Origin of the sequence: Syntrophus aciditrophicus SB (assembly GCF_000013405.1) — a bacterium.
Taxonomy (GTDB): domain Bacteria; phylum Desulfobacterota; class Syntrophia; order Syntrophales; family Syntrophaceae; genus Syntrophus; species Syntrophus aciditrophicus.
Genome location: NC_007759.1, coordinates 2870276 through 2884473, shown reverse-complemented (window position 1 = coordinate 2884473; position 14198 = coordinate 2870276). Strand labels below are relative to the sequence as shown.

Genomic DNA, 14198 nt, shown 5'->3' with positions numbered 1-14198 from the left:
AATAATCCTTTTATACCGTAGAGGTGTTTAAAATGAGGTACGCAGAGACAGGGTATAATTTAGAAATTGATTTATCTAATGGTAATATTGAACGGGTCGAAACAGACCCGATACTGACCGAACTTCATATAGGTGGCAATGGTAAGGCCGCCAAGATGATATGGGACAGGGTCCCTCCCGAAGCGGATGCCTTTTCTCCTGATAATCTTCTCATATTCAGCGCCGGGTTGTTAGTCGGTACACCCTTACCCGCTTGCAACCGCACAATGGTCGATACCATTTCTCCTCAGACAAACTTTTTTTCCCACTCTATATTTGGGGGGTATTTTGGCCCGGAACTGAAACACGCCGGTTACGACCAGATAGTCTTTCGCGGCAAATCCCCTCGTCTGGTTTATCTGTGGATCAATAACGATAAAGTGGAAATACGAGATGCCTCACATCTTAAGGGAAAAGGCGCGCAGGAGACGGCAGAGCTTATTAAGAGGGAGCTGAATGATCCCAGAATTCAGGTTGCCGCAATAGGCTTGGCCGGCGAGAATAGACTCTTCATGGCCAGCATTGAACACTCAAATGCCAGTGCGTCTCGTGGAGTGGGTGCAGTTATGGGGGATAAAAGGCTGAAGGCTATCGCTGTACGCGGCACGAAGGACTTTGCCGTTGCTAGCCCAGAAGAATTTTTCGAATTATGCCTGAGGCACAGCCAGGAAATTGCTGCCAGCCCGTTTAACGGGGATTTAATGGCCATCGAGTGGAATGATGCTTTCCATCACGATAATTTCGCCTGGGGTAATTCGCGTGTGCGGCGAAAGAATTATTGGAGCCAGGAACTCGAAGATAGATGGAAGGATTATACCCTTGAGATACGAGATCGACTGCAGGGTTGCTACAACTGTCCCAAAAATTGCCATCTAGTGGTTAAACCCCCAGGACGTCAAAGATACATGTTGAAATGCTTCGGCAAAGGTACCTGGCATATGGCAGCCTTTGAAGAACTTCCCTTTACGTTCGACATACTGGCTCTGGCTCAGGAATACGGTGTGGACAGCTATGCCGCACCACAAACAATCGCTTTTGCAATTGAGCTTTATGAAGACGGCATTCTAACAGACAAGGAGCTGCCTGATTTTCCAGCCAGCGGCGCGGATCGGTTTTATTATCTCCTTGAAAAGCTGGTCCGGCGTGAAGGAATCGGCGATGTACTAGCCAATGGTGTTTATGCAGCAGCTCGTCTGATTGGCAAGGGCGCGGAAAAGTACGACCATAACACAATAAAAAAGTTTGAGCAGATACCTCTGAAACTGGGAAGGGTAAATTTTCCCTATTTCCTGATGTATTGCACCAGTGACAAGATGGCAATCAATCAGAGTGAAGGGTCATATCCGCAAGATGCAATTAAGGACCCTGTTGAGAGACAGAAGTTTGCCGACGAATGGATATCGGCACCCGAAAGATTCAGGCGCTTCTTCATGGAATGGGAGCCACGCACCGACCCGTCCCCAGAAGCCAGTATTAACATTTGTGACTGGAATGAGACGATGCACTATGTCGATGACTCAGTTGGCACTTGCGCATTCTGTTCTTCATTCAGAGGCCAGTTTGGCGGTGGCGCTGCATATCACATTTATAACATCCCACATTTCATTAACCTGGCTACGGGAATGAATATGGATGCCGACGACCTATGGCAAGTTGCCAGAAGGAATCGAAACCTGGTCAGGGCCATAAACGTCAGCAGAGGATTGAGAAGAGTTGACGAAAAACCGCCCGAAAACCACTGGAGCAAGAGAGAGCCTGAAAAAGAACAAGCTCTCCTCAGTGAGTACTATACATTCAAAGGCTGGACTGATGATGGAATTCCATCCAAAGCTACGTTGGATAAGCTTGGGCTGGATTATGTGGCTGATGAACTTATCAGGAGAGGAATTCTGAACGGCACCGAGGATAACTGTTACATACATCATCCATGTTACTCAGACGTCAATAAAAAGGAAGCGACTATATCGGTACGTAAAGGTGAACACTTCACTCTGACTGAGTACAATATCGTAAATAAATAGTCAAGGAGGTGAAAACAGCGATGAGTGGGTTGGTAAAGAAAATCGTCAAAACAATAAAAGTTGACTTGGACAAATGCAATGGTTGTCGAGCGTGTGAGATAGCCTGCGCGGCATACCACGCAAATCCGAGATACAGCTCTTTTAATCCGAGTCGTGCCAGGGTCAGAGTGGTTATTGATGAGCGGAATGATGAATGGGTTGCAATTCGCTCTACTGGTTATGCTAAGGCGGAATGTGATGGGAGGCGCGTATATACGATCAAGGGAAAGGAATACAGTGAGTGCAGCTTCTGCGGTAATGCCTGCCCGGCTAGGGATTTATTTAAAGAACCCGATTCCGGACTCGCCCTCAAATGCGATATGTGTGGGGACGATCCAAATCAAATACCATTGTGTGTCCAGATATGCAGCCGTGACGCCCTGACTTATGAAGTAACGGAGAAAGAAGTTGAAGAACAAATAAAACCGAATGAGATGGAGATCGGACTGGAAAGTCTGGCGGATCGCTATGGATTGGACAAAATCATGAGTGCGGTTGCCCGGATGGCGCAACAGGGTGCAGGCGTTGAAGCTGAAAGATAAATAGTAGAATTAGGAAAAAGGAAGGAAACCGGTGGAGACTATAGCCCCCTTCAAGGAAATTATAGAGGAAGTTAAAGCGCACGGTGGAGACGCCTTCAAACGCTGTTTCCAATGCGGCTTGTGCGATGCCGTCTGTCCCTGGAACAAGGTGCGGCAGTTCAGCATGCGCAAGATCGTCCGTGAGGCCACGTTCGGCCTGACGGACATTGAGAGTGAAGAGATGTGGCGTTGCACCACCTGCGGAAGATGTCCCCAGCAGTGTCCGCGGGACGTAAAACAGATCGAATCCGGGGTTGCCCTGCGCAGGATTGCCACGGAGTACGGCGTATTTCCCCATTCCGTACAGCCGATCAAGAGCATCAGAGGCAGCCTTGTCGGTTCAGGGAACCCGCTGAACGAGGAGCGGGGCAAGCGAGCGGACTGGGCCAGGGGCCTGGATGTGAAGCCTTTTGCCGAGGGGATGGAGATTCTGTATTTTCCCGACTGCTATGCCTGCTATGACCCGCGGATGAAGAAGGTCGCGGTTGCCACAGCCAGGATTCTGCAGGCGGCCGGGGTGGATTTCGGCATCCTGGGCGACAAGGAAGTCTGCTGTGGCGAGAGCATCCGCAAGGCAGGCGATGAGGAGGTGTTCCAGCGCCTGGCGAAGGAGAACATCAAGGCCTTTATCGATGCGGGTGTGAAGAAGATTCTTGTTTCGTCCCCCCATTGCTACCATACCTTCAAGAACGAGTATCCCGAATTCAGGGTGAACTTCGAGATCGTTCACATCACCCAGTACCTGGCCGAGCTCATTGGCGAGGGACGGCTCAAGCTTGATCCGGACAAGGTGTATGAGAAGAAGGTCACCTGGCATGATCCCTGTTACCTGGGGCGGCACAACGGCATCTACGACGAGCCCCGCAATGTTCTGCAGGCCGTACCCGGTCTGGAGTTTACGGAACTGCCGGAACACCATGTCGCCAGTCTGTGCTGTGGCGGCGGCGGCGGTCGGATCTGGATGGAGACGATCAAGGGAGAGCGGTTCTGCGATCTGCGGATCGATCAGGCGGTCGATGTCGGGGCGGAGGTGCTGGTCACCGCCTGTCCGTACTGCATCACCAACTTCGAGGACAGCCGGGTCACCATGGGTCTGGATGACAGGATCGAGGTCAAAGAGATAACGGAAGTGATTTCGGAATTGATTTAGGAAATCACCCTATCCGATGAGGTAATATAAATGGAAAAAGAACAGATCGATCAGCTTTGTAAAAGCTTCGGGAACATTAATTTCGGAGACGTCATGGTCGTCGGCGGCGGGATCAGCGGCATTCAGGCCTCTCTCGACCTGGCCACCGCCGGTTTCAAGGTCTACCTGGTGGAAAAGGGACCCAGCATCGGGGGGCATATGGCCCAGTTGGACAAGACCTTCCCCACCAACGACTGCTCCATGTGAATTCTCTCACCTAAACTGGCCGAGGTCGGCCGGCATCCAAACATCGAAATCCTGAGTTACACTGAAGTTGACAGTGTCGACGGAGAGGCGGGAAATTTCACGGTCACGCTGACCAAAAAGCCCAGATATATTCAGATGGACAAGTGCACAGGTTGTGCCGTCTGTACGGAGTACTGCCCGGTTCAGTACCCTGATCCCTTTAATCAAAATATATCTCGTAATAAAGCGATCCATGTCTATTTCTCCCAAGCCTTCCCCCTGGTGGCCTATATTGATGAAAGCTGCCGTTATCTTAAAGAAAAGACATGTGCTTTATGCGAGGGGGTCTGCAAGGCGGACGCCATCGATTTCCATCAGAAGCCGCAGAAGGTGGAGATCAATGTGGGGGCGGTCATTCTGGCGGCCGGTCTGGAGCCCTACGACCCCCGAGCGAATCCGGAATATCATTACGGCGAATTCGTCAATGTGGTCACCAGTATGGATTTCGAGCGGCTTCTGTCCGCCACGGGGGCTTATAGCGGTGAAATCCTGCGCGCCTCCGATCTGAAGCACCCCCATAAAATCGCGTGGATTTCCTGCGTCGGCTCGCGACGGGTGACCGAGGGCGAGAACAGTTATTGTTCAGGCGTCTGCTGCACCTACAACCAGAAGCAGGTGATCCTCACCAAGGAGCATGACGCGGCGGCGGAGTGCACGATCTTCCATAACGATATTCGTTCTTTCGGGAAGGATTTTGAACGGTTCTACCAGAGGACGGCGGACCTTCCCGGGGTACGGTTTGTCCGCAGCTACGTGTCCATCGTTCGTGAGGACCCGGTCACGAAAAACGTCACGATCCGATATTCCACACCCGATGACGGGGTCAGGGAAGAGGAGTTCGAGATGGTGGTTCTGTCCGTCGGTCTGAATCCTCCCGCCGAGGCGCAGGCGATGGCGGGCAAGTTCGGGATCGACCTCAACGCCCACGGGTTCTGCCTGACCGATTCGGCCAAGCCCATGGAGACCAGCAGGGCCGGCATCTTTGTCAGTGGAGGATTCCAGGGTCCGGCCGATATCCCGGATTCGGTTCTGACGGCCAGCGCTGCGGGTTCGCAGTGTGGCGAACTGCTGAATTACCGGCGGGGTAAGCTGTCCACGGAGAGGGTCTATCCCCAGGAGCGGGATGTCTCCGGGGAAGCGCCGCGGATCGGCGTCTTTGTGTGTCATTGCGGGGCCAATATCGGGAGGATCGTCAACGTTCCTGATGTGGTGGAGTATGCCCTGACCCTGCCCAATGTGGTCCACTCCCAGGAGCAGCTTTTTTCCTGCGCCACAAATTCTTCCCGGGAAATCACCGACATGACCCGGGAGAAGGGGCTCAACCGCGTAGTGGTTGCCGCCTGCTCCCCCCGGACCCTGGAGCCCCTGTTCCGGGACACCGTCCGGGAAGCGGGAATCAATCAGTATTATTACGAGATGGCGAACATCCGGGAGCACAACTCCTGGGTTCACGCCCGGGAGAAGGAAGACGCCACGCAGAAGGCGAAGGATCTGATCCGGATGTCCGTAGCGCGCGCCCGCAGTCTGGAGCCTCTGCCCGAGTACGATCTGTCCGTGGACAAAACGGCCCTGGTCGTCGGGGGCGGAGTTGCCGGGATGACTTGCTCCCTCTCCATCGCCGACCAGGGGCATGAGGTCTATCTGGTGGAAAAGGAAAAAGAGCTGGGGGGAACGGCAAGAAGGATTCATTACACCTTGGAGGGGATGGATGTCCAGGTCTACCTGAACGATCTGATCCGGAAGGTCTACCGTCACCCCCTGGTGCATGTGCATACGGGAGCGACCATCACGGAGGCGGGCGGTTATATCGGGAATTTCGTGACCTGGGTGAAATCCGACAGAGGCCCCGCGGAGATCCGGCACGGGGCCACGGTCATCGCCATCGGCGCGCAGGAGTACAGGCCCGCCGAATATCTCTATGGCCAGGATGAACGGGTGTTGACCCAGCTTGATCTGGAGGAATGGATCGCCGAAGGCGACGAGAAGATCGTCAATGCCGGGAGTGTCGTGATGATCCAGTGCGTGGGGTGCCGGAATGAGGAAAGGAATTACTGCAGCAAGATCTGCTGCACCCATGCCATCAAGAACGCCCTGAAGCTGAAGGAGAAAAATCCGGGAATGGATGTCTCCATTCTCTTCCGGGATATGAGGACCTACGGGTATGCCGAGGATTATTACCGGCAGGCCTCGGAGAAGGATGTGAAGTTCATCCGCTTCGAGCCGGAGGACGCCCCTCAGGTGGAAACGGTCGAGGAGGAAGGCAAGCCCGTACTAAGGGTTACGACGCCGGATTACATCCTGGGTGCGAAGATGGTTCTGGATGCCGATTATCTGGTTTTGTCCGCCGCCGCGATTCCTTCGGCCGCGACTCAGGATGTCGCGAGCCTGTTCAAGGTCACGTTGAACCCGGATGGATTTTTCAAGGAAGCCCACGTCAAGCTGCGGCCCGTTGAGTTCGGGACGGACGGCGTTTATCTCTGCGGAATGGCGCAGTATCCCAAGCACATCTCGGAAACGGTCAGCCAGGCTTATGGAGCGGCCGGGCGGGTTCTGACGCTTCTTTCCCGGGATATCGTGACGGCGTCCGGGGCGGTGGCCCAGGTGGATGAAGGGAAGTGCGTTTCCTGCGGGGCCTGCATCACGGTCTGCTCGTACGGCGCCATCGACTTCTACGAGTCGCTGCGGGGCAGAAGGGCCAGGGTGAATCCCGTCCTCTGCAAGGGAGACGGGGTCTGCAACACTGTGTGTCCGACCTCGGCGGTTTCCCTGAAGCACTTTACCGATGAGGAGATCTGGAACCAGATCGATGCGGCGGTTCAGGAAGAAGAAACGGTCAGTCTCATGGGTACGGTGTGTTGAAATGGTTGGACCGATACGAAGAAATAAAATCAGGATATCTGATGGAAGAGGTGAGAAACAATGACAACAGGACTGGAATTTAAACCCAAGATACTCGGTTTTGTGTGCCAGTGGTGAGGGTACGGCGCAGCTGACCTGGCTGGAGTTTCCAGACTGCAATATGCGACCGATATTCGGCTCATTCGGGTCATGTGTTCCGGCAGAGTCGACCTGACCCACGTATTCCGGGCTTTCTCGAAGGGGGCCGATGGCGTGTTCGTCATCGGCTGTCACCTGGGGGAATGCAATTATATCACGCATGGGAATTACCATGCCCTGAGCACGGTTCTCATTGCCGGGAAAATGATGGAGCGCGTCGGGTTGAACCCCGAAAGGCTGAGGATCGAGTTTATCTCCGGCGGCGAGGGTATCCTTTTTGCCGAAACCATGAATGACATCGAGAGGAAGGTGAAGGCGATGGGGCCGATCGGCGAAGCGGAAGGGATCGGGAAAGATACGCTGGCGGCCAGACTGGATGCCGTGACGAGACTGATCCCCTCCATCCGGCTGGTGGAAAGGGAGAGGCTGAGATTGCCCCTTGGTAAAAAGAGAGAAGAAGTGGAAGCCTTTTTCAACAGTGATGAAGTGAACAGGATCTATGACGAGTTGATCGCCGACAAGCTGGCGATCAGTGAGATTATGTCCCTCCTGCGGCAGCAGCCTCTTTCCACGGGAGAAATCGCGGAGCGTCTGGTCCTCTCCCCGTCTGCCGTATCGAGACATATGAATACGTCATCCAGGCATGGCCTGGTCCGGTACGATACGGAACTGAAGCGTTACGCCCTGGCTTGAGCGGTCAGCCCGGGAATAAAAGAAGATTAGGATAACGATTATGGATAACGAGAGAATCGATCAGATCATCGAAAAGCATCAGGGAGCGTCCAGTGCGCTGATTCAGATACTGCTGGATATCCAGGAGGAGAATCACTGGCTTCCCAAGGAAGCGCTGGAGCGGGTCAGTGAGAAACTCCAGATTCCCATTACGACGGTGCGTCATGCCGCGACCTTTTACAAGGTCTTCAGCACGGTGCCGAAGGGTCGCCATCAGGTTCACGTCTGTCTGGGGACGGCCTGCCACGTCCGTGGGGCGACGCGAGTCCTGGACACCGTACAGGAATCCACCGGCATCAAGCCCGGGGAAACGGACCTGGATCTGAAGTTCAGCCTGGAAACGGTGAACTGTCTCGGCTGCTGCGCCCTGGGGCCCGTGATGGAAATCGACGGGAAGGTTTACGGCAAGGCGACGCCGAGCAAGACAATCGATGTGCTAAAAAAATACGAGTAGGGGAAAATTATGGTGCGGTTAAATTCACCTGAAGAATTAGAGAGCTTCAGGAAAGAGATATTATCCGGAAGAGATCCGGATAAACCCTGCATTTCCATCTGTGCCGGTTCCGGCTGTGTGGCTTCCGGCGCCCTCGAGGTCATTGCAGCCTTCCGGGAGGAAATTGAAAAGCATGGGCTGGCGGCGACGGTGGATACCAAGGGAACGGGATGTCCGGGATTCTGTGAAAGAGGGCCCCTGGTGGTGATCTATCCCGAGGAGATCTGCTATCTCCAAGTCACGCCGGAAGATGTTCCGGAGATCATCGCGCAGACCGTCAAAGAGAAGAAGGTCGTTGACCGCCTGCTTTATGTCGATCCCGCCAAGGGAGAGAAAGCGGTTCATGAATACGACATCTCCTTCTACCGGAATCAGGAACGGAATGTGATCTGCAACAACATAAAAATTGATTCCAGGAGCATCGATGACTATCTGGCCAACGGCGGCTATTCCGCCCTGGGCAAGGCCCTGGGTTCGATGACCCCGGTTCAGGTCCTGGAGGAAGTGAAAAAGGCGAACCTCCGCGGGCGGGGAGGCGCCGGCTTCCCCGCGGGAGTGAAGTGGGAAGGTTCCCGCAACGCCCCCGATCCGGTCAAGTATGTCATCGTCAACGCCGACGAGGGCGATCCCGGGGCGTTCATGGATCGTGCGCTTCTTGAAGGAAATCCGCATTCCATTCTTGAGGGGCTGATCCTCGGCGGCTATGCCATCGGCGCCCCAGAGGGGTACATTTACGTTCGTCACGAATATCCCCTGGCGGTGGAGAATATCACCCTGGCGATCCAGCAGGCACAGACCTATGGACTGCTGGGAGAAAATATCCTTGGTTCAGGCTACAGCTTCCGGGTGTATGTGAACCAGGGGGCCGGGGCGTTTGTCTGTGGTGAGTCGACGGCCTTGATGACGTCCATTGAAGGCCGGGCGGGAGAGCCCCGGCCGAAGTATGTCCGTTCCAACGTGGTCGGCCTCTGGGGTCACCCCACCGTGCTGAACAACGTGGAGACCTGGGCGAATGTGCCGCTGATCATCAACAGGGGGGCGGACTGGTTTACCTCCATTGGAACGGAGAGCAGCAAGGGGACGAAGATCTTCTCCCTGGTGGGCAAGATCGCCAATACAGGCCTGGTGGAAGTGCCCATGGGGATTTCGCTGCGGGACATCGTCTACAAGATCGGTGGCGGTATTCCCGGCGGGAAGAAGTTCAAGGCGATTCAGACCGGCGGACCGTCGGGAGGGTGCATCCCAGAGTCCCTGCTGGATCTGCCGGTCGGTTTCGATGAGCTGACGGCAGCCGGGTCCATGATGGGATCGGGCGGGATGATCGCCATGGATGAAGATACCTGCATGGTGGATACAGCCCGGTACTTCATCAAGTTCCTCACCGATGAATCGTGCGGCAAATGCGTCCCCTGCCGGGAGGGCTTAAGGCAGATGGACAATATCCTGACCCGCATCACCGAAGGGAAGGGCAGAGAGGGCGACATTGAGCTTCTGGAAGCGCTTGCCGAGACCGCCCAGGAAGCCGCCCTGTGCGCCCTGGGCAAGAGCGCCCCCAATCCCTTTCTGAGCACGCTGCAGTACTTCCGGGATGAATACGAGGCTCACATTCGGGAGAAGAGGTGTCCGGCGCTTTTTTGCAAGGCCCTGATCGCCTACGTCATAGACCCGGAACAGTGCCGGGCCTGTCAGCTGTGCGTCAAGAAGTGCCCGGCCGGGGCGATCGACGGCGGCAAAGACCTGATCAGCGTCATAGACCAGGAGAAGTGCACGAAATGCGGGACCTGCTTTGAAGTATGTCCCCCCCGCTTCAACGCGGTAAGGAAGATTTCCGGCGAGCCGGTTCCGCCTCCTGTTTCCGGGGAAGCGAGAAGGGTCGCCAGAGGGGGTAAGGAATCATGAGTGAAATCCTTTTGCAGATAGATGGGAAAGAGGTCAGGGCGCGGGAAGGAATGACCATCCTGGAGGCGGCGCGAAGCGCGGGAATCCATATTCCGACGCTGTGTCACCACGAGAAACTGGAACCGTTCGGCGGCTGCCGGCTCTGCATCGTGGAACTGGAAAGCCGCGGCTCCACAAGGCTTGTTGTGTCCTGCGTTTACCTGGTGGAAAAGAACCTCGTCGTCAGAACGCGATCCGAAAAGATCGATCGAATCCGCAAGATGATCCTGGAGCTCCTGCTGGCTCATGCCCCGGATTCTTTTGTTCTGGAGGAGCTGGCCCGGGAATACGGAGCGGATCGGAACCGCTTCGAAAAGGAGGCGTCCTTCTGCATTCACTGCGGCCTCTGCGTGCGGTACTGCGCCGAGGTCAAGAAAAAGAACGCCATCGGCTTCGTCGACCGGGGAATTCACAAGGAGATCAGCTTCATCCCGGAGATTGCCGCCAGGGAATGCATGAAATGCAGGGAGTGCTTCCCCCTGTGTCCCACGGAGGCTCTCCAGGCCGCGTTCGTTCTGACTATGGGGCTGACGGCGCCCTGACATTCTTTCAAGGGAGGAGGCCGCATCTCCAGACACAGATTGAGCCTTCTCCCCCCCCCCCGCTTTTCTACCTTGACGAAGCAGGTTTGTGAACTTTTCCCTTCTTTTCCTGAAAATCGGAACACTACTGTTGCAGATGGCGGGCAGGGTTAAGAAGTACAAATAACAGGGCTGTCGCTTTGGTGAATTCCGCCAGACTCTTTTATCCGATATCGAAGGCTCTGCATGAGCAGCGCGCTTGACGAGTTTGTCTCCATTCATTTCATGGCCCGATCATGCAAATAATTTGACATCATTATTATTGATGTCAACGCTATTATTCGCCAAATGCAGATTATCATTTAAAGTTCGGATGACGGATCTCAATGACAACTGAAAATCCCGCACTCCATCTATAATTGTTTTATGATGGATGTGTGCTTTATATAATGACTTTTGATTAAAATGTTCGAAAAAGGCAGAGCCATTTGTGGCTCTGCCTTTTCTTATCTCATCACCCATTTTCCGTCTGTCAGAGATGATGAAGGGGCTCGGCAGTGAGTAATTCTTTACCAACCCCACATCATGCCAGGGCCTCGACCTCGCGAGCCCCAGGGAGCTCCTCCATGCCAACCACCAACCTGTAAAACGTGTTCGAACATGGCAAGATGGTAGCGTGTCTGAATCAGAAGGTTGTTGAGAATCCCTGCGGTGTCGCGATCTTCGGCGTTCCTGATCAGCCATTCATAACGTGGAATGAGGTCGCGTTCCATTTTTACGCACAGTTGATAAGCTTCCTCAAGGGTCTTCGTATCTTTCACCGTCGGGGGCTTCCCATCCGTTGTGAGGCCGTAGGCGGTGAAAAGCCGCTCGATGGTCATGACATGGTCCTGCTCCTGAGGAATGACCATATGGTAAGGCATGTAGGTATTGTACTTCTCCGCGTCTGTGGCGTACTGCTCTAACGAAAGTTTTTCCAGCGCCAGGATCTCTCGCAACTTTCCGATCCACTCCTTGTTCTTGGGAACCGGCAGTTTCTGCGGCACATAAGTATAAATCCCGTAACCCATCATCCCGCCCCGCCCCATTCCATATCCAGGACCCCATCCCCGCCCCGTCCATTGTCCACTGGAATCGTATTCATCGTCATAGCCAGGGCCGTAGCCGTAGCGAGGCTGGGACATTGCCGGCAGAGCCATAAGCAAAACAAGGATAAAGACCCCGATGAACAGCATTTTTCGTTTCATCTTTTCCTCCTTTATCATGGATTTTCGGGGCCTTCGAGTTAACTACTCTGAAAGCTCCCGTTTCATCCGGTCAAAGTCTTCTTTCGTTAGTTCACCCCTGGCGTAACGCTTTTTCAGAATGTCGAGGGGAGTCTCCTCCGACACTCCTGCTCCTCCTTTTGCTTTGGCAGTCTGGACCACAAAGTAGAGCAAGATGCCGATCACAATCAGAAACAGAATCCACATAAACCAGCCTCCGTAACCATAGTACCTCATATGGCCCCAGCCAGGCCCCGAACCGTAAGGATACTCTTTGGCGCAACCTGTTATGAATGCTGGAAACAAAGAAAAAAGTGACAAGACTATCCTCTTCATATGCACTCACCCATTATCAGATAATTTAGTTGATCTAACTTAATGACTACAGATGACTTCCCTGTACCAGAGGCCCTGCCTGTTCGAATAATCGGTAATTTGAGCATGTCGAATATTCAGGTTAAATATCAGTGTTTTCCGAAACAGTAACTGTAAAAATTAATATAAGACTATTTAAAGTTAAGCAACCTTATTTGATTGTTTCTAAAGTTCTTACTATCGGTTAAAAGTTGAATAAGCGGGTAAGGGTTAGGATTAATCCATCTTTCCTTGAGGCTATTGGCTAACGATTGAAATCCTGGATGGATGCAGACGGGCTGATTTGAACAACTACAGTACTTATGAAAGAATGCACATTCTGGATGCTCATAAAAAATCCCTCCAACCTTTGATGAATCGAAGGAATCTTTATGAGCGATTCCGCGGAGAAAGAATTGATCAGTGACGTCTAACGGCTTCGGCGGCCGGAAGCTCCAGGGCTCATGTGATAAGATGCAGTTTTCTTTACCGGGGTTGAACTACGAAACCGTGTCGGGAGTTCGCTTATTGCCGGCATTCGCATGGGATGGCGGACCCTGCCACTTCCAGCAGGAGCCGGTCTTGAGTAATCGAAATCCTCAAGGGTACACCTTGCGATCTGTTTTCCAAGCACATACTCGATGGAATCCACCAAATCCCTTTCCTCTGAGGTTACAAACGAAAAGGCGTCCCCTGACTTTGTCGCACGACCAGTGCGCCCGATCCGATGTGTGTAAGCCTCGACAGTGTCGGGCATGTCATAATTGATCACGTGAGAAATGCGGGTCACATCGATCCCGCGAGCCGCGATGTCCGTAGCGATCAAAATCCGATACTTCCCTTCCCGGAACCCATTCAGTGCTGTCTGACGTTGATTCTGCGACAGATCTCCCTGGAGGGAACTCACGGGGAAACCGGCTTTTTTCATCTGCATGGCCACCCGCGTTGTACGATGCTTCGTCCGCGCGAAGACGAGGACTGACTCAGTGTCTGTTTCCTTGAGAAGCTTTATCAGAAGCGCCGTTTTGAGATGCTGTTCAACGGGATAAAGAGTGTGGGAAACCGTAGAGACAGGAATATCGTTGCCAATCCTGATGGTTAGAGGGTCGTGCAGGATATCCTTTGCCAGGCTGCGGATGTCGGCCGGCATGGTGGCAGAGAAAAGCAGCGTCTGCCGCTTTTCGGGCAGCTGCTTTGTGATTTTCCGGATCTCAGGAAGGAAACCCATATCAAACATCCGGTCCGCTTCATCCAAAACGAAAACTTCGATTCCAGACAAGTCGGCAACGCCTTGGGCCACAAGATCAAGAAGACGACCCGGACAGGCGACGATAATTTCGGCCCCTTGCCGGAGTTTCTCGATCTGGGGATTCTTGCTCACCCCCCCGTAAAGAGCAACGCTCTTCAATTTCGTTGACCGACTCATTTCATTAATGGATTCATTTATCTGTTCAGCTAACTCCCGCGTCGGTGCGACAATCAGGGCGCGAACCATTTTGCCGGGACCGTTCATCAGCCGTTGCAAAATCGGAAGTGCAAAGGCAGCTGTTTTCCCCGTTCCGGTCTGTGCAAGCCCCATAACATCCCTTCCCTGGATAATCGCGGGAATGGATTGCATCTGAATTGGTGTCGGCGTTTTATAGCCCAGGGCCTCGATACCGGCATTGATCTGCGGGTGAAGATTAAATTGAGTAAAACTCATTCATTTTCCTTAGTTCATATATATATTCAGCCGGGTTACCCCCCGGCGTGGCAGCCCGTCTCCGAGCGTTCAACTGTTGCG

The 14198-nt window shown here is 53.6% G+C and carries 11 protein-coding genes; 8 read left to right on the top strand and 3 right to left on the bottom strand.

Features of this window, described 5'->3' with window-relative positions; translation table 11 throughout:
• Positions 1-32: 32 nt before the first annotated feature.
• The 8 genes from SYN_RS13465 to SYN_RS13425 are packed head-to-tail and all read left to right on the top strand — an operon-like array spanning position 33 to position 10817.
• The gene (locus tag SYN_RS13465; protein WP_041585139.1) at positions 33-2060 is read left to right on the top strand and encodes an aldehyde ferredoxin oxidoreductase N-terminal domain-containing protein; all 2028 of its coding nucleotides are present in this window, start codon (positions 33-35) and stop codon (positions 2058-2060) included.
• A gap of 20 nt (positions 2061-2080) precedes the next feature.
• Positions 2081-2641, top strand: a complete 561-nt coding sequence (locus SYN_RS13460; RefSeq protein ID WP_041585138.1) for a 4Fe-4S dicluster domain-containing protein — start codon at positions 2081-2083, stop codon at positions 2639-2641.
• Between the two features lie 31 nt (positions 2642-2672).
• Positions 2673-3830 (top strand): (Fe-S)-binding protein, encoded by a 1158-nt coding sequence (locus tag SYN_RS13455; protein WP_011416388.1) that lies wholly within the window; start codon positions 2673-2675, stop codon positions 3828-3830.
• Between the two features lie 30 nt (positions 3831-3860).
• Positions 3861-6974 carry a CoB--CoM heterodisulfide reductase iron-sulfur subunit A family protein gene (locus SYN_RS13445; RefSeq protein ID WP_148202590.1) on the top strand — a complete coding sequence of 1038 codons (3114 nt, stop codon included), beginning with the start codon at positions 3861-3863 and terminating at the stop codon, positions 6972-6974.
• Positions 6975-7034: 60 nt separating this feature from the next.
• A complete protein-coding gene (locus SYN_RS13440; RefSeq protein ID WP_083756506.1) occupies positions 7035-7805 on the top strand; it encodes a hydrogenase iron-sulfur subunit in 771 nt (256 codons plus the stop codon).
• Positions 7806-7845: 40 nt separating this feature from the next.
• Entirely contained in the window at positions 7846-8298 is a 453-nt protein-coding gene (locus tag SYN_RS13435) for a complex I 24 kDa subunit family protein (RefSeq protein ID WP_011418748.1), read from the top strand.
• Positions 8299-8307: 9 nt separating this feature from the next.
• Positions 8308-10236: an NADH-ubiquinone oxidoreductase-F iron-sulfur binding region domain-containing protein gene (locus SYN_RS13430; protein WP_011418747.1), complete on the top strand. Its 1929-nt coding sequence runs from the start codon at positions 8308-8310 to the stop codon at positions 10234-10236.
• Positions 10233-10817 carry a 2Fe-2S iron-sulfur cluster-binding protein gene (locus SYN_RS13425; RefSeq protein ID WP_011418746.1) on the top strand — a complete coding sequence of 195 codons (585 nt, stop codon included), beginning with the start codon at positions 10233-10235 and terminating at the stop codon, positions 10815-10817. The genes SYN_RS13430 and SYN_RS13425 overlap by 4 nt, the downstream gene beginning before the upstream one ends.
• Positions 10818-11365: 548 nt before the next feature.
• Here SYN_RS13425 and SYN_RS13415 read toward each other — a convergent pair.
• The 3 genes from SYN_RS13415 to SYN_RS13405 form a co-directional block, all read right to left on the bottom strand.
• A complete protein-coding gene (locus SYN_RS13415; RefSeq protein WP_049750003.1) occupies positions 11366-12043 on the bottom strand; it encodes a hypothetical protein in 678 nt (225 codons plus the stop codon).
• 42 nt (positions 12044-12085) lie between these two features.
• Complete coding sequence (locus SYN_RS16415) at positions 12086-12268, bottom strand: SHOCT domain-containing protein (protein WP_202943569.1); 183 nt, start codon at positions 12266-12268, stop codon at positions 12086-12088.
• 577 nt (positions 12269-12845) lie between these two features.
• Positions 12846-14117, bottom strand: coding sequence for a DEAD/DEAH box helicase (locus tag SYN_RS13405; protein WP_011418743.1), 1272 nt, complete (start codon positions 14115-14117; stop codon positions 12846-12848).
• Between the last annotated feature and the right edge of the window lie 81 nt (positions 14118-14198).

Excerpts from the sequence above, each read along its gene's own strand:
- SYN_RS13425 (WP_011418746.1), top strand. The coding sequence starts at position 10,233 with ATGAGTGAAATCCTTTTGCAGATAGATGGGAAAGAGGTCAGGGCGCGG.
- SYN_RS13435 (WP_011418748.1), top strand. The coding sequence starts at position 7,846 with ATGGATAACGAGAGAATCGATCAGATCATCGAAAAGCATCAGGGAGCG.
- SYN_RS13460 (WP_041585138.1), top strand. The coding sequence starts at position 2,081 with ATGAGTGGGTTGGTAAAGAAAATCGTCAAAACAATAAAAGTTGACTTG.
- SYN_RS13405 (WP_011418743.1), bottom strand. The coding sequence starts at position 14,117 with ATGAGTTTTACTCAATTTAATCTTCACCCGCAGATCAATGCCGGTATC.
- SYN_RS13465 (WP_041585139.1), top strand. The coding sequence starts at position 33 with ATGAGGTACGCAGAGACAGGGTATAATTTAGAAATTGATTTATCTAAT.
- SYN_RS16415 (WP_202943569.1), bottom strand. The coding sequence starts at position 12,268 with ATGTGGATTCTGTTTCTGATTGTGATCGGCATCTTGCTCTACTTTGTG.
- SYN_RS13415 (WP_049750003.1), bottom strand. The coding sequence starts at position 12,043 with ATGAAACGAAAAATGCTGTTCATCGGGGTCTTTATCCTTGTTTTGCTT.
- SYN_RS13430 (WP_011418747.1), top strand. The coding sequence starts at position 8,308 with ATGGTGCGGTTAAATTCACCTGAAGAATTAGAGAGCTTCAGGAAAGAG.